This is a genomic window from Janthinobacterium sp. SUN026 (genome assembly GCF_030397625.1).
GTDB classification, from domain to species: domain Bacteria; phylum Pseudomonadota; class Gammaproteobacteria; order Burkholderiales; family Burkholderiaceae_D; genus Janthinobacterium; species Janthinobacterium kumbetense.
The window spans coordinates 156357-172190 of sequence record NZ_JAPQNU010000009.1; the positions used below are offsets into that span (position 1 = coordinate 156357).

Sequence of the window (15834 nt, forward strand, 5' to 3'; positions counted from 1 at the left end):
CCGAGTTTTAGTGGCGAACTGATGCGTGGCATTGCAAGATGCCCGTCGGTTGGCCTTTTTTCGTTTCATTCACGTTTCCCCAAGCTCATTGATTTTCTGAATACATTGTCAGGAATTCCAGGTGCAGGATCTTTTAGGTAGCCGGATTTGTTAAGCGTACTCAGAAAATCAATCAAATATACCTGGTGTGGCTGTCTGGTGCTTGGCGCGCCTTCGGTGATGGCCGCGACCCCGAATCATGGTGGCCAGTCCGGGTATATCAATATGCCCAGCGCCGTGGTGGAAACGGATGGCACCTTCAGCGTCGGTTACAGCTACGACAGCCCGTATGGCCAGTTATGGGCGACGGCGAATATCCTGCCTTTCCTGCAAATGACGGGACGTTATGTGTCGATAACGGGCATACCCGGTTTTACCAATGTGCCCGGTGAATATGGCAGTGGCTATGGCCGCTACAAGGATAAAGTCGTCGACGGCAAATTGCGCCTGTGGACGGAAACGGAGTGGATGCCGTCCGTTGCCGTCGGCATGACGGATTTGTTCGGTACCGAGTTGTTCAAGGGCCAATATGTGGTTGCCACCAAGACTTTTGGCGCCAGCAAGAATATCGAAGCGAGCCTCGGCTATGCCCATAAACGCCCGGACGGGGTGTTCGCCGGCGCGCGCTGGACACCGGCCGCGCTGCCGCGCTGGTCGGTGGTGGCCGAATACGATACAACGAATTACTTGCGCGACTTCCGCGCCAGCGAAACGGACGCCGGCAAGCGCCGCAAAGGCGCGTCCGTGGGCCTGGAGTACCGCTGGGGCTGGCTTGCCTTGCAGGCGGCACGCAACCGCGACCAGTTCAGCGTGAACGCCTTTATCAGCATTCCGTTTGGCGAACGCGAGTTTGTCCCCAAGGTGTACGAACCGCCGTATTTCGTCGACGACAAGAATCCGCCACCGCTGCCGAGCAAGGAAGAATGGCACCGCGATGCCGTGTATGGCGCCGACCTGGTCAATGCGCTGGTCAAACAGGACTACAAGAACATCCGCGTCGAGCAGGAAGGCAATGTCCTTAGCCTGAGCTTGACCAACAGTCGGATTTCGAACATGGGCCGCGCCGTTGGCCGTGCCGCGCGCACGGCTGTCGCCTTCGCGCCAAAGGGCGTGACGACCCTGCGCATCACGTATACCAAGCTGGACCAGCCAATCGCCACCTACGAATTCTTTGATTTGCCAAAACTGAATGACTATTTGGCAGGCAAGATCGACCGCAAGACCTTCCTCGACGTCGTGCTGCTGCGCTATCCTGAAAAAAGCGATGTGATCCGGGACGATCAGCAAGGCTGGCTGCAGGAATTCCTCGACAAGCCGGCACCCGTCGTTGCCGCAGCACCAGTACCTGCGCCCGCGCCGGTACTTGCTGCCGTTTCCGCGACTGCCATGGCGCCAGCGGCGCCTGCTCCCGCCGTTTCCGCACCTGCTCCCGCCAAGGCCGCCAATGTCCTCCAGGACGACGGCAAACTGGCCGTCGGCGTTGGCGTCGATGGCGACGTGGTGCAAATCAAATCGCTGGACCGGGAGGCGAACCGCTTCAAGGTCGCTCCCAAGGTGGGCTTCTTCTTCAATGACCCGAGCGGCGCCTTCCGTTATTCGATCTCGGCGGTAGCCAACTACGACCGCCGCCTCGGCGACGGTCTGTACCTGAATAGCGCCGCCAGCCTGCAGTTGCTGGAAACGGTATCGGGCGTCAAGCAGCCATCGAACAGCAATTTGCCGCACGTACGTACCGATATCGCGGAATATTTGCGCGGCGGGCGTTTTTCGCTGAGCCGCGTCTTGCTGAACAAATACGACAATCCCGCCGAGCGCGTGTATACCCGCATGTCGGCCGGCCTGTATGAAGACATGTTCCGCGGCGTGGGCGGCCAGGTGCTGTACCTGCCGAAGGATAGTCGCTGGGCGGCCGACGTGGCTGTCGATGCCTTGCAGCAGCGTGGCTACAAGGGCTTGCTCGACTCGCGCGACTACAAGACGGTGACGGCGATCGGCTCCCTGCATTACCGCTTGCCGCACGATATTACCGTGACGGCGCGCGCCGGCCGCTTCCTGGCCAAGGACACGGGCGTGCGCGTGGAATTCAAGCGCCGCTTCCAGTCCGGTATCGAAGTCGGCGCCTGGTACACGCATACGAACGGCAACGACATCACCAGCCCTGGTACGCCGTCGAAGCCGTATCAGGACCGTGGCATCTTCCTTTCCGTGCCGCTGAACAGTATGTTGCCGATGGATACGCAATCGACAGCCGGCTTCGCCCTTGCGCCATGGACGCGCGACGTGGGGCAAATGGTGGCCTCGCCGGGCGATCTGTACGACATGTTCGAGCGTCCGCGCGCCGACATGCACAGCTACGATGGTCTGGGCAACTTTGCCGAGCGTCCGGACGAACAGCACCTGCCTGCCGTCAATCCGCCAGACCGGCCGTTTGTCAGCCCATGGCCCGCCATGCGCGCACGCCTGGAGCAATCCGCATCTGCAACGCCCAGCGCCCCTGAGTGGCTCAAGGCGACGGCAGTGGTCGGGGGCGTGGTGCTGGCATCAGCCCTCAGCGACAAGCCCGTCGACCGTTTCGTCAAGAAGCACGAGGATTCCAAGGTCTACCGCAACTGGGACAAGCTGGGCAAGGCCATGCCGTACGCGGCAGTGGGCGCCGCTGCCGCCGCCTTCGCCCTTGGCGATGAGCGCATGCAAAATACGGGACTCATTTCCCTGCAATCGGTTGCCGCGGCAACGGGCGTGGCAGTGGCCGGGAAATATGCGTTTGGCCGCGCCCGTCCAGAGGAAGACCTCGGAACGTGGAGCCGCGTCGGTAGCGGCAGTTCCCGTTCAAACTCGTCGTTCCCTTCTGCGCATGCCGCCATCGGCTTTGCCGCCGTGACGCCGTTTGCCAAGGAATACGATGCGCCATGGCTGTATAGCGTGGCTGCCGTGGGTTCCGCTGGCCGCGTGTTCGGCCGCAAGCACTGGGTGTCCGACACGGTCGCCGGCGGCATCGTCGGCTACGCCATGGGCAGCTGGCTGTGGCACGCGCAGCGCGACCAGAGCAAATCGGGCCTGTCGATCAATCCCGGCCCGAAGGAAATCAGCGTGACCTGGCAGGGCAAGTATTAAGCGCGCATGGCGCTCCCTTTATTCATACAACATTCATCCAGACAAAGACCAGCATGAAAAAGCAATTTCGTACTCCCCCGCCTTTCGTGAAACACATGATTTTCTCGGCTTTCCTGTTGGGGGCAACCTCTACCTATGCCGCAGGGCAGGACCTGGACATGGCTGACATGTCGCGCTCGAACCTGTCTCGAGCACAGGCAAGTGAGTCGGGCGCAGGTACCTTGCCCAGTATTCGTAGCGGCCGCAGTGATCCGCGCCAGGAGAAAACGCTGGCTGCCAATAATCTTAGCAAACAGGCTGCGGCAGGTACCAAGGCCGGCGCTTTCGAAGAGTATGTCGATGGCGTGACGGGAAAGAAACTGAGCATCTTCGGCAAGGATCTGTTCAGCGACGTGCCGTCCACCTTCGCGCCGCTCGATGGTGTCCAGGTGAACCAGGAATACGTGATTGGCACGGGTGACGAGTTGCAGGTGCGCGGCTGGGGCATGGTTGACATTGACGTCAGCGCCACGGTTGACCGCAGCGGTGCGATTTTCATTCCGCGCGTCGGCTCCATCAAGGTCAGCGGCGTGCAGTACAAGGATTTACAGGGCTATTTGAAAAAGGCCATCGGCAAGATCTACACCAACTTCGACCTGACAGCGAGCATCGCGCAAACGCGTGCCGTGCAAGTGTATGTGGTTGGCCATGCTGTTCGTCCTGGTACGTATACCCTCAATTCCATGAGCACCCTGCTCAACGCCCTGTTTACCTCGGGCGGTCCGGACGCCACCGGCAGCATGCGTAATATCCAGCTCAAGCGCGGCAAGGACACCGTCAGCACCTTCGACCTTTATGACATGCTGGTCAAGGGTGACAAGAGCCGTGACGTCACCTTGCGCGACGGCGACGTGATCTATATCCCTGAAGTGGGTCCGCTGGTGGCTTTGACGGGTAGCGTGAAGCAGCCGGCCATTTTCGAGTTGAAAGGCAACGCGACACTGGCCGATGTACTGAGCTGGGCCGGCGGCTTTGATTCGGCTGCGGAAACCAAGCAAGTGATCGTCGAGAAAAACGTCGATAACCAATACAAGACCGTGCTGGAATTGGTGGCCGATAAAGGTGTCTCCAGCAGCCAATTGGCCGGCATTGCCGTCAAGCCTACCGATATCCTGCGGGTGTTCGCACCAGGCGCTGTACCCGTCCAAGCGCAAATCCAGAATGAATACGTGCGCGTGGCTGGCGAAGCAAAGCAGAGCGGTATTTTCTTGCTGAAAAAAGGTGAAACCTTGCGCGAGCTGATCGCCCGTGTCGGTGGCGCCAATGAAAACGGCTACCTGTACGCCATGCAGTTGAACCGCGAATCCGTGCGCCGCGCCCAGCAAATCAAACTGAACCAAGTGGCCGACCGCTTCGAACGCGACCTGGAATCGAATGCGACTCAGCGCATGTCTGCTTCGGGCGACAAGGAAAATGCAGCGAAGACTGCGGCTGAAGTGGAGCAGCAGCGCCGCATTGTGCAAAAGCTGCGCACCGTCAAGGCGGAAGGCCGCATTGTGCTTGATTTGCCGGGTGTTGATACGCAAGTGAAAAACCTGCCCGACTTGCCGCTGCAGGATGGCGACTCGATCCTGATCCCGCGCCGCCCTGGTACCGTGGATGTGCTGGGTTCTGTCTTCCAGCAAAACGCGTTCGTTTACCGTTCACAGCGCACGGTTAACGACTATGTACAGCAAGCTGGCGGCATCACCGCGAATGCGGATAAATCCGAAATGTACGTGATTCGTGCCGATGGCACGGCGCAAAGCAGCCAAGGCACTGGCTGGTTCGGTGGCCTCGGTGGCACGGCGTTGAATCCTGGTGATACGGTTGTGGTGCCGGAGAAGATTGAACGCAGCACATTCATGCAGAGCTTGAAGGACTGGACTTCTATTTTCTATCAGTTTGGATTGGGTGCGGCAGGACTGAAAGTATTGAAAGATTGATTGCCGATTAATCGAGAATAATTCTGATTCAATCAGCGGAGTCTCTTTTTTATGCAGCTTGACAGCGCAATATCAAGATACCGTTCAATGCTATTTATATTTAATGTCTAAAATGAATGATAAAAATCATATTCATAGTCACGCAATTGTTGAGCCAGGTGCCGCGATTGGAGAGGCTAGCCATGTACTGGCATTTACCCATATTTTGCCTGGGGCAAGAATCGGCAGTGAGTGCAGCATAGGCGACCATGTTTTTATTGAAAATGATGTAGTGATTGGCGATCGGGTCACGGTGAAGTGCGGTGTCCAGTTATGGGATGGCATATCCATAGGTGACGATGTTTTTATCGGGCCGAACGCAACTTTTTCTAACGAAAAATTTCCCGGTGGAAAAAGAAATCGCGGACAGATCATGCGTACATCAATACGCAGCGGAGCCTCCATTGGTGCTGGTGCGGTGATATTGCCCGGGTTGGTCATCGCTGAAAATGCGATGGTTGGCGCGGGTGCCGTGGTGACAAAGAACGTACCGCCGCACGCCATTGTAGTAGGCAATCCTGCCCGCGTTGTCGGGTACACGCATTCCAGCGAACCGGTAGGTGAAACCGTCGGTCAAGCTGGCACCCTCGCCTCGTCTTTTAGCAAGGAGGGTGCTTTATGCCATGTTGCTGGCGTACGGCTATATAAATTCCCCCTGATTAAGGATATTCGAGGTTCCTTATCCGTTGGAGAATTTCAGAAAGAAATTCCATTCGATGCGGAACGCTATTTCCTTGTCTTCGGCGTTCCAAGCAAAGAGTTGCGAGGCGAACATGCCCATCATGCATGTCATCAGTTTTTAATTTGTGTGCATGGTTCCTGCTCTGTTGTGGCTGACGATGGAAAGGCTCGCCAAGAGTTTGTGCTCGACTCTCCTAATCTTGGAATTTATCTTCCACCTTTAACCTGGGGTATCCAGTATAAATATTCCTCGGATGCCGTTCTGTTGGTCTTTGCTTCGCATACCTATGATGCTGGTGACTATATCCGGGACTATAGCGAATTTCTGAATGTGGTTTCTTTATAAGGTATTGATTTCTTGGTTGAAATGATTCCATTGATGGAATTGTTTTCTGCCAGACGAAATGTATTTTTCCTGAAAAATTCGTGATTTGTCTTGTATGCAGATATGTGGTGACACGCTTGCTACAAGAAAGAAAAATATTAAGCAAGGGAGTATGAATGAGCAATATCGATAAAGCGCAGGATCGGTCCGAAACATTCGGGCGCGAAGGAAATGTAGATCTGATAGATCTGGTTATTATTGTCGCAAAAAATAAAAAAATCATTCTTGTTTCTACGTTTGTATCCATGTGCATCGCCGCGGGAGTGGCATTGTTGTTGCCGAATATGTATACGGCGCGAGCGCAGGTATTGCCTCCGCAAACGCAGACAAGTTCTGCAGCCTTATTAGGCCAGTTGGGAAGCCTGAGCGGTTTGGCAGGCGGTTCACTGAAGAGTCCTAACGATACGTATGTTGGTATCTTGAATAGCAGAACGGTCGCCGATAATTTGATTTCACGCTATAAGCTTGATGCTGTGTATGGAAATAAATTTTTGAGCGATGTTCGGAATAACTTGCAGAGTGCAACAAAAATATCTAGCGGAAAAGAAAATCTGATATCCGTCGAAGTTACGGATGCGGATCCTAAACTTGCGGCAGCGCTGGCGAACGGGTATGTAGAAGAGCTTCAAAAAATGACATCGGTATTGGCTGTTACCGAAGCATCGAAACGACGATTGTTTTTTGAGAAGCAATTGCAGAAAACCAAGCAGGATTTGACCAGTGCCGAAGAGGCATTGCGGAAGATACAGGAAAAAACAGGCCTGATAAAATTAAATGAACAGGCAGAAGCGGTCATCAAGGTTGCCGCAAATATTAAGGCGGCTATTGCCGCGAAAGAAATTGAGTTGGGTGTCATGCGCACGTCCGTCACCACCAGCAATCCGGAATTCATTCATCGTCAGCAAGAGCTTGCCGGCTTGCAGGCACAGTTAAGAAAAGTAGAAACAGGTGCGAATGCCGGAAATGGTGATATTTCAGTAGCTGTGACCGCCGTACCTGAACTCGGTCTGGAGTTTACGAGAAGTTTACGTGAGGTGAAATATCAGGAAGCATTATTTGAAATGTTTGCCAAACAATTTGAATTTGCAAAAGTTGACGAAGCGAAAGAAGGTTCAGTACTGCAAGTTCTCGATAACGCAATTGTCCCGGATACAAAATCGAAACCTAGACGTAGCATCATCGTCTTGCTGACGGGGGTAGCTGCCGCTGCCCTGGCTATATTTTGGGCGTTCTGGATCGAAGTTAGAAATAATCTGAAAAATAATCCTGATACTGCCATGCGTATTGAGAAATTGAAACGCTACTCCAGGTGGAAATAAATATTTCCTGCCATTTTCTTGAATGATATCGCAAGTGTATCGGCATTCTCAATTGCCGATGAATAATTGATTAATGATACCGGCCGTGGTTGGTTTTTACGGCTGCCATTGAAAAGGAAAGCCATGATACCGTTTTTGGATGTTAAATCCATTCAGCTAGAACAAGCCGACGAACTGAAAGCAGCATTTTCACGCGTGCTTGAATCAGGTTGGTATATTTTAGGAAATGAAGTAACGCAGTTTGAAAAAGAATATGCTGATTATTGCGGTGCAAAAGAGTGCATTGGTGTTGCCAATGGTCTGGATGCATTAATCCTGGCATTAAAAGCACTGGGTATTGGACCTGGGGACGAGGTTCTTGTACCTTCCAATACCTATATTGCGACATGGCTGGCGATTAGTCATGTTGGAGCGACTCCCGTACCTGTCGAACCGGTCATTGGGACTTCGAATATGGATCCAGCCTTGTTGAAGGCCGCACTGTCCGCGCGCACCAAAGCCATCATGCCGGTTCACCTTTACGGTCAGCCTGCTGAAATGGCGCCTATCATGTATTTTGCCCGAGAACATGGTTTGAAAGTAGTGGAGGATGGCGCGCAAGCCCATGGCGCCAAGTATCAGGGAAAACGTTTAGGTAGTCATGGTGATGCTGTTACCTGGAGCTTTTATCCAGGCAAGAATCTGGGGGCCTTGGGGGATGGGGGAGCTGTGACAACCAATGATTCGGAGCTCGCTGAACGTATTCGTGTGCTTCGCAATTACGGTTCGAAAGTCAAATATCATAATGATGTCATTGGATATAATTCCCGGCTTGATGAGTTGCAGGCAGCGTTCCTGCGCGTTAAATTACCATTGCTCGATACGGGAAATGCGCGCCGTTCCGCCATTGCAATGCGTTATCTGGATGGATTGAAAGATATTCCTGGAATACGTTTACCCCAGGTCGCAGAGGGCTGCGAGCCGGTATGGCATTTATTTGTTATACGTCATGCGCAGCGCCAGAAGTTGGCGCAACATCTGGCATCACAGGGTATTGGCACAGTAATTCATTATCCGATCGCCCCGCATCTGCAGCCGGCATATGCGCATCTTGGACTGCGCGCAGGCGCTCTACCCATTTCCGAATCCATGCATGCCGAAGTCCTCAGTTTACCTCTGGGGCCTACCATGTCTTTCGACGATGTTGACGCGGTGATATCTGCTATCCGTCAATTTTCCGTCGAATAGAGTCCTGCATGAGTTTACTAAAAACCAGTTTGCTGAACGGTATTGCGGTTAGTGTGCGAATGGGGACAGGGCTGGTTCTCAACAAAATATTTGCCATTTATCTTGGGCCAGGAGGCTTTGCAGCGATTGGCCAACTGCAGAATTTCATTGCCATGGTGACGACATTCGCTGCCGGGGCCTTGAATGTTGGAGTAACAAAATATGCTGCAGAATACCATGATGCACCGGATCTCAAGAAGCGGCTATTTCGCACAGCCGGCACTCTGACACTTCTTGGTTCGATCATTGGCAGTATTTCCCTGGTTATATTCAGTGGTTCATTGAGCCAATGGTTATTTTCTGGAAATGACTATACGGAAGCGTTAATCTGGCTGGCAGTGTGTCTGGTTCTGATTAGTTTGAATGCCTTGTTTCTGGCGGTGCTGGCGGGACAAAAAGAAGTAAGACGATATGTCGTGGCAAATATCGCTAGCTCTCTTATCGGCTTGTTGGTATCTGGTGTGCTTGCGTGGTATTTAGGCTTGCGAGGAGCAATGATTGCTTTGAGTTTGACGCAGGCCCTGTCGCTGGCCACAACAATGCTAGCATGTGGAAAACTGGATTGGTTCAAGCCAGCGGTATTTTTCGGCCGCATTGATCCGCAGATGGTAAAACTGTTGGGGCGTTTCGTAATAATGGCTTTTGTTTCTGCCGCAGTCGTCCCTGTTACTCAAATATTGATTCGGTCGTATCTTACCAGCAGTTTTGATATGGAGCATGCTGGATACTGGGATGCGATGAACAAGATTAGCACCATTTATCTTGCATTAATCACCACAACTCTTTCCCTGTATTACCTTCCAAGAATTTCAGAAATAAAGGAAGATCAAGTTCTAAGAGATGAGGTCTGGAATACCTTTAAAATAGTGTTGCCAGCCGTTTCAATATTCGCACTGATTATTTACCTCCTGCGCGGAGTTCTTACGACTATTCTTTTTTCCTCGGATTTCAGCAAGATAAATGAGTTAATGGGATGGCAGCTTATTGGTGACGTAATAAAAGTTACAAGTTGGTTGCTTGGGTATGTCTTGGTTGGGAAAGCGATGATGAAAATATTCATAGTAACTGAAATAGTATTTTCAGTATCATTGTATGCCTTGACTGTTTTTGCGGCGAATCAATTTGGATTTAAAGGTGTGGCAATGGCCTATGCACTGAATTATTTCTTGCATTTCTTGACGATGTATGTCGTTGTGATGGAATGGCAACTGAAAAGAAAAAAAGCATGATAGTCCGGGATAATCTGATTAAACGTGTTAAAAATCGTTTATATCTGGAGTTGATACGGATTATTCAATGGCCACGCGTTAAGTTTTACCGTCTACTCAGCACTGCTACCGTTATTGATAACGGTGCAAAAATTCTTCAGCCAGTATTTTTTTCAGGTAAAGGAACGATAACTCTTGGACGCTGCACCCTTGGTACGTTCCCATCACCTTTGTTTTTTTCCGGATATATGCATATCGAAGCGCGTGAATTTGAGTCGACGATATCCATCGAGGATGGTGTCTTTATCAATAATAACGTATGTATGATTGCAGAACGTAGTTCCATTCATATTGAAAAAGATACCTTGATTGGACCGGAAGTCAGTATTTTCGATTCGGACTTCCATGGACTGGAGCCACATTTGCGGAATGCTGGACTACATAAGAGCAAACCTGTTCATATAGGCACTAATGTATTTATAGGTTCTCGAGCAACTATCCTGAAAGGCGTCCAGATCGGCAGTAATAGCGTGGTAAGTGCTGTATCGGTAGTGGTCAAGGACATTCCCCAAAATACCATCGTTAGCGGAGGGCAGCCTTATGCTGAACGTGCTTTGACAGGAAGACAAGAGGCAAAAAATAAATGAGTGCGATGGATATTCTGCCAGTAACTATTGTCGTTGTAACTTTCAATAGTGAAAAAACGATTGTTGAAACATTGAATAGCCTGTTGCAGCAGGATTACCCGGCCCTTGAGATTGTTGTCAGCGATGATGCTTCAAAAGACAATACTGTCAATTTGGTTGAACAATGGAAATTACAGCACGAAGCGTCATTTCAGCGCATAGTACTGCTCAAAAGTGCGACTAACCAAGGAATATGCAGGAATGTGGCGAAGGCATATTCTGAGGCGCGTGGAGCATGGATTAAACCTATTGCTGGTGATGATTTCTTGCTTCCAGATGCGATAAAGGGATACATGGCTATGGCCCGTGATTCTTCGCATTCCGTCATCGTTTCCAAGGTAATTCCATTTATTGACTCTTCAGAAATTGATGTTGTTAAGAGCAAAGTTATTCCAAGTGAAAAAAATTCTGCTCTTATTTCTGGTCCATCAGATAAATTATTGAAATCACTATATGTTCGTAATGAAATTCCGGCGCCTGGGATAATTTTGAGAAAAAAAGATTATCAACAAATTGGTGGAATCGATATTTCATTTTCCCATCTGGACGATTGGCCTCTATGGATTAATATGCTGGAGGCAGGAAAATCTTTCGGCTGGTTACCGCAGCCCTTGGTCGCATATCGTATTAGTATTGGTTCGGTATCAGCTGGACGGAATTCCACACATGTCAGTGTAGATTTTTTGCAGGATCATCTTACATTTTACAAGAAGTATCAGATTGGGAAACTTGATCTTTTGAACAGATGGGATCGTATGCTTGAAATTTGGCGTTTCAAGCTGGCAAAAAGACTGTTACGCCCTTATCCGCGCGTGTATACGGCGACAGGCATAGTGCGCTTGTTTAGTCCGATTTATCTGGCACTCCGTTTGGGAATTATTCGGCCGGCACAGGAAAAACTCGATGCGAATTATATTCATAGTTGATTAGATATATGAAAATAATAATCATATTTACTGCATTGATATTTCATGATTTTCTTTGCTACTTGCGTTTTACTGTTCGACGGGCGAAATTACGAGTGCTAGGTGTACGAGTTTCCAGAAGCGCCAGTATTTCTGTCGATCAACATAGTGTCTTGGCTGTTGGGGAGAATGCATCTATCGGAAACGGTACACTTTTAATTTCCGTTGCCGATTCGCTCGCACGAGAAAAGAGAGGTGGCAGTTTGTCCGTAGGTAAAAATACTGCAATAAATGAATATTGCAATATACGGGCATCTGGATGTGATATCAGAATTGGCAATGATTGTTTGTTCGGGCAGTTTGTTACTGTTATTGGAAACAATCACGGTATCGACGCATCAAGTTTAATTCGGGATCAGCCTTGGGATATGAAAAAATGTGGGGTCAGTATTGGAAATGATGTATGGTTGGGCGCACATTCTATAATTTTGCCAGGTGTCGATATCGCGAATGGTGCTGTGATAGCAGCGGGAGCGGTAGTTAATAGAAATGTTCCTGCTTTTGAAATTTGGGGTGGTGTTCCTGCCAAGAAAATTGGATCCAGATTGGCGTCACAATAATATTTTATATTGTTTATTTTATATATTTTAAAAGTACATGGTAGTATAAGTTGATGAAAATATTATTTATAAATACTCTTTACTCTCCCTATATTGGCGGAGGTGCTGAGATTATCTTAAAGTCACTAGTGGAAGGAATTGCATCTCAAGGACATGAGGTGTGCGTGCTCAGTACTTGTGCAGAAGATGATCATGAAGAATTTATAGATGGTATCAGGGTTATTCGAGTTCGCATTGAAAATGTTTATTGGAACTACAGTAAAGATAATAAAAGTTCACTGCAGAGGTTACGCTGGCATTTGAATGATATATATAATTTTTCCATGGCGAAGAAAGTTGAGAGAATAATCAATGAATTTCAGCCGGATATTGTCAATACACATAATGTAGTCGGATTTTCTGCAGCTGTCTGGCCGGCAATCAGAAAGTCAAACATTCCCATTGTTCAGGTATTGCATGATCAGTATGCTATCTGTCCGAACTCCAATATGTTCAAGGATGGGAAACGTTGCGAGAAACAATGTAATAAATGCAAGGCATTCAGACTTTGCCATAAAACCTTATCTAATAATGTAAATTGTGTTGTTGGCGTAAGTGATTTCGTACTGCAGCATCATTTGCAGAATGGGTTATTTGCAAAATCTGAGATGAAAACTTCCATTCTAAATGCAAAACAGTTCAAAGTGACAGCGATACCCAAAAAGGGCATCGACAAGAGAAATATTCGATTCGGTTATATCGGTGCTCTAGTTCAGGCAAAGGGCATCGAAGTTTTATTGCAGACATTCTCTGGGCTTTCTGCATTCGATAATATCAGTTTGACGGTAGCAGGGAGTGGGTCAGCAGATTATGTGCGCGGATTGAAAAAATATGAGGGGGAACGTATAAATTTTATTGGTTATATTTCACCCGATAAATTTTTTGAAAATATTGATGTCTTAATTGTTCCTTCGCTATGGAATGATACTCTTCCAACCGTTGTTTTTGAGTCTTTAGTTAATGGAATTCCCGTGATTGGAAGTTCAAGAGGCGGAATTCCAGAAATGATTAGTGAGGGTAACAATGGTTTTTTGTTTAATCCAGATTCGTCAGACGAGTTGAAAAAAATCATTCTTGCCATTGAGGAAAATCCATCCATTATTGACGATATGCGCGATTTTTCGTTGGAATCGGCAGATCGATTTATGGATGTAGAGTCATGGATAGATAGATATTTGAATATATTTTCAGATTTGATGCTTGAAGGAAAATAGATTTTCAATTTCTCCTTTTTAAGTTAATGGAATATTTTTATGGGAAATGGTGTTTTGATATGATGAAACGCTTTGTATCGGCATTATGTTCTCCCGGTGCGCTATCGTTGGTGCTTATGTGCCAGTTGACCGATGTTGGATTTTACGGAATCAAAGCTGGTGAATTATTGGCACTTTTAATGTTGCCATTTATCATGTTGCAACCAGGAAATGTGAGAAAATCGGGAGGGATTATATTTCTGCTCCTTTTTTTATTTCTGCTGTTATCTACATTGGTCAAAAACCCTTTTGTGGATTTCTTCCAGCCCGCCCTGGTGGATAATTTACTGAAGGAACCATATGTAATTTCGCTGGTACGTTTTTTTGAACTGCTTTTATGTGGTATTGCACTTTCCTATACTTTTTTTCTTTGCAGGAATGGTGAGCGTGCAAAAGACATGCTGCATTGTTTTCTGACGCAGAATGCGGTTTTTGGTGCTTTTTTCTTCTTGTGTTTTATTGCATCATTTGCCGGAATTGATACAGGCATGACTTACGGAGAAAAGCATCGGCTGAAAGGCTTCTTTGTCGAAGGCGGGCCTCTCGGAGCATATTATGCAGCGTTATTCTGTCTGGATATTGTCGCAAATAAGAAGCTAACGAAGCCTTCCATTATTTTTCTCATGGTTATTCTTGCGGCACAATCCAAGGCTGCTATTTTCTTGCTCGTATTTTATTTTGTTATTTATGGTTTGCTGAGTCAGCGCCGTCTTTCCGCCAAACTTCTGCCGATTTTTTTCAGTCTTTCGATTGCGGTAGTTGGATATACGTTTTATGGAAATCACATTATGGGATATGTGAATAATATTGCGGATATCGAAGGTTCCTTGATTGGTCGAGAAAATGATCCAAGTATTGTAATGGGAAGGGTTAGTGGATCTTTTATTGGTACCAACATTATCCTGGATAACCCGATATTAGGTGTCGGTTTGGGGAATTATTCATTGGTGAGAAATAACCCGGATTATTTGGGCGTTTTTCCTGCGGTTGATTTGTGGGATTTAACTGGACTTGGTATTTACACTATTCCAATAGAAAGCGGATTGCTCGGGCTATTTGCATTTTTTATCGCCTTTTGGTACTTCTACAAGAGGTTGGGCGGAGCGATTTCCCGCCAGATTTCGATTATTCCCCTGATCTGCCTGATTTTTGGAACACAATTTTATTTCATATATTTGTGGGTAGTTTGGGGATTTGCATCTGCATTATCAGAGCGTACGAATTTTGATAAAAAAAATCAATGATGTGAAGTTGATAGAGGATTGTTGCGTGAAAATATTATTTGTAAAATTGGGTGCCATTGGCGATGTTGTTCAGGCAGCAATCGCATTGCGCTGCTATCAGATGCAATATCCCGAACATGAGGTTCACTGGCTGACCAGTAGCAGTCTTGCTACTTTTGTGCGCGCCACAGGTGTTGCTACGAAGGTCATCGAGATTGATGAGAAGAAGATTTTGAGCGGTCCGCTGATTCCAAGGATGCTCAAGCTATTGGCTTTTTCCACGGAACTGGGGCTGAATGGAGAGAAATATCACCGTATTGCCACTGCTTATTTTGACTGGCGTTATCGTTTGCTGACCTTGTTTTCGTCGCCCAAACATCGGATTTCATTTGGTATAGGTAAGAGAAAAATTAATCTCATGCCGCATAGAAACCGTGTCTATGAATACTTTCGCCTGTTATCAGGCAAAGATGCGGATCTGAATATTGATATTGCAGATGCAGGGCATTATATCGGTAAGGTTTTGCTGGATAGTACGATCAGAAAAGAATCGACACAGTATCTTGATGCTTTACCCAAGGGATATGTTGTATTGTTGCCAGGTGGTGCCAAGAATATGTTACGCACTGATGACCTACGCCGTTGGCCAGTGGGGAATTATAGAAAAATTGCTGAAAAGTTAATCGATGCAGGTTACGCAGTGGTGTTGGCAGGAGGGCCTGGTGATACTTGGGTGCGCTCTACATTTTCTGATATTTCTCATATTGATTTAATTGCTGAAACTGACCTCTTTGAATTATTGCATTTGCTTCAGAAGGCTCAATGTGTATTAGTCCATGATACCGGGCCATTGCATCTGACGGCGTTAACGCAGGCCCCACTTGTAAGCTTGTTTGGTCCAACGCCATCCAATGCGTTTATGCCGATAGCCCGCAAGGATACGATTATTTTGAAGACTGGTAATAAAGTCGCTTGTAGTCCGTGTTATGACGGCCAAAATTATGCAGACTGTGCAAAAGCCCGGTGCATGGACGAGTTGGATGTGGAGCAGGTATGGACCTCGATGTCGATTTTATTGAAAGATGGAAGATAA

Annotated in this window: 12 protein-coding genes; all 12 read left to right on the forward strand. The window is 48.2% G+C overall.

Annotated features, from left to right (window positions below):
• Positions 1–219: 219 nt before the first annotated feature.
• The 12 genes from OX459_RS27125 (at position 220) to OX459_RS27180 (ending at position 15834) form a co-directional block, all read left to right on the forward strand.
• Positions 220–3153, forward strand: a complete 2934-nt coding sequence (locus tag OX459_RS27125) for a YjbH domain-containing protein (RefSeq protein ID WP_289907334.1) — start codon at positions 220–222, stop codon at positions 3151–3153.
• 53 nt (positions 3154–3206) lie between these two features.
• Positions 3207–5117, forward strand: a complete 1911-nt coding sequence (locus OX459_RS27130; RefSeq protein WP_289907335.1) for an SLBB domain-containing protein — start codon at positions 3207–3209, stop codon at positions 5115–5117.
• A gap of 112 nt (positions 5118–5229) precedes the next feature.
• Positions 5230–6183 carry a WxcM-like domain-containing protein gene (locus tag OX459_RS27135; RefSeq protein WP_289907336.1) on the forward strand — a complete coding sequence of 318 codons (954 nt, stop codon included), beginning with the start codon at positions 5230–5232 and terminating at the stop codon, positions 6181–6183.
• 155 nt (positions 6184–6338) lie between these two features.
• On the forward strand, positions 6339–7541 hold the full coding sequence (locus OX459_RS27140) for a Wzz/FepE/Etk N-terminal domain-containing protein (RefSeq protein ID WP_289907337.1): 1203 nt from the start codon (positions 6339–6341) through the stop codon (positions 7539–7541).
• 123 nt (positions 7542–7664) lie between these two features.
• Positions 7665–8768 carry a DegT/DnrJ/EryC1/StrS family aminotransferase gene (locus tag OX459_RS27145; protein ID WP_289907338.1) on the forward strand — a complete coding sequence of 368 codons (1104 nt, stop codon included), beginning with the start codon at positions 7665–7667 and terminating at the stop codon, positions 8766–8768.
• A gap of 8 nt (positions 8769–8776) precedes the next feature.
• On the forward strand, positions 8777–10036 hold the full coding sequence (locus tag OX459_RS27150; RefSeq protein ID WP_289907339.1) for an O-antigen translocase: 1260 nt from the start codon (positions 8777–8779) through the stop codon (positions 10034–10036).
• Complete coding sequence (locus tag OX459_RS27155; RefSeq protein ID WP_289907341.1) at positions 10009–10662, forward strand: acyltransferase; 654 nt, start codon at positions 10009–10011, stop codon at positions 10660–10662. The genes OX459_RS27150 and OX459_RS27155 overlap by 28 nt, the downstream gene beginning before the upstream one ends.
• Entirely contained in the window at positions 10659–11627 is a 969-nt protein-coding gene (locus tag OX459_RS27160) for a glycosyltransferase (protein WP_289907342.1), read from the forward strand. The genes OX459_RS27155 and OX459_RS27160 overlap by 4 nt, the downstream gene beginning before the upstream one ends.
• Before the next feature lie 8 nt (positions 11628–11635).
• Entirely contained in the window at positions 11636–12226 is a 591-nt protein-coding gene (locus OX459_RS27165; protein ID WP_289907343.1) for an acyltransferase, read from the forward strand.
• 53 nt (positions 12227–12279) lie between these two features.
• Positions 12280–13479, forward strand: coding sequence for a glycosyltransferase family 4 protein (locus OX459_RS27170; protein ID WP_289907344.1), 1200 nt, complete (start codon positions 12280–12282; stop codon positions 13477–13479).
• A gap of 59 nt (positions 13480–13538) precedes the next feature.
• A complete protein-coding gene (locus OX459_RS27175; protein WP_289907345.1) occupies positions 13539–14762 on the forward strand; it encodes an O-antigen ligase family protein in 1224 nt (407 codons plus the stop codon).
• 25 nt (positions 14763–14787) lie between these two features.
• On the forward strand, positions 14788–15834 hold the full coding sequence (locus OX459_RS27180) for a glycosyltransferase family 9 protein (protein WP_289907347.1): 1047 nt from the start codon (positions 14788–14790) through the stop codon (positions 15832–15834).

Coding starts and splice junctions, on each gene's coding strand:
- OX459_RS27125 (WP_289907334.1), top strand. CDS start 220: ATGGCCGCGACCCCGAATCATGGTGGCCAGTCCGGGTATATCAATATG.
- OX459_RS27130 (WP_289907335.1), top strand. CDS start 3,207: ATGAAAAAGCAATTTCGTACTCCCCCGCCTTTCGTGAAACACATGATT.
- OX459_RS27135 (WP_289907336.1), top strand. CDS start 5,230: ATGAATGATAAAAATCATATTCATAGTCACGCAATTGTTGAGCCAGGT.
- OX459_RS27140 (WP_289907337.1), top strand. CDS start 6,339: ATGAGCAATATCGATAAAGCGCAGGATCGGTCCGAAACATTCGGGCGC.
- OX459_RS27145 (WP_289907338.1), top strand. CDS start 7,665: ATGATACCGTTTTTGGATGTTAAATCCATTCAGCTAGAACAAGCCGAC.
- OX459_RS27150 (WP_289907339.1), top strand. CDS start 8,777: ATGAGTTTACTAAAAACCAGTTTGCTGAACGGTATTGCGGTTAGTGTG.
- OX459_RS27155 (WP_289907341.1), top strand. CDS start 10,009: ATGGCAACTGAAAAGAAAAAAAGCATGATAGTCCGGGATAATCTGATT.
- OX459_RS27160 (WP_289907342.1), top strand. CDS start 10,659: ATGAGTGCGATGGATATTCTGCCAGTAACTATTGTCGTTGTAACTTTC.
- OX459_RS27165 (WP_289907343.1), top strand. CDS start 11,636: ATGAAAATAATAATCATATTTACTGCATTGATATTTCATGATTTTCTT.
- OX459_RS27170 (WP_289907344.1), top strand. CDS start 12,280: ATGAAAATATTATTTATAAATACTCTTTACTCTCCCTATATTGGCGGA.
- OX459_RS27175 (WP_289907345.1), top strand. CDS start 13,539: ATGATGAAACGCTTTGTATCGGCATTATGTTCTCCCGGTGCGCTATCG.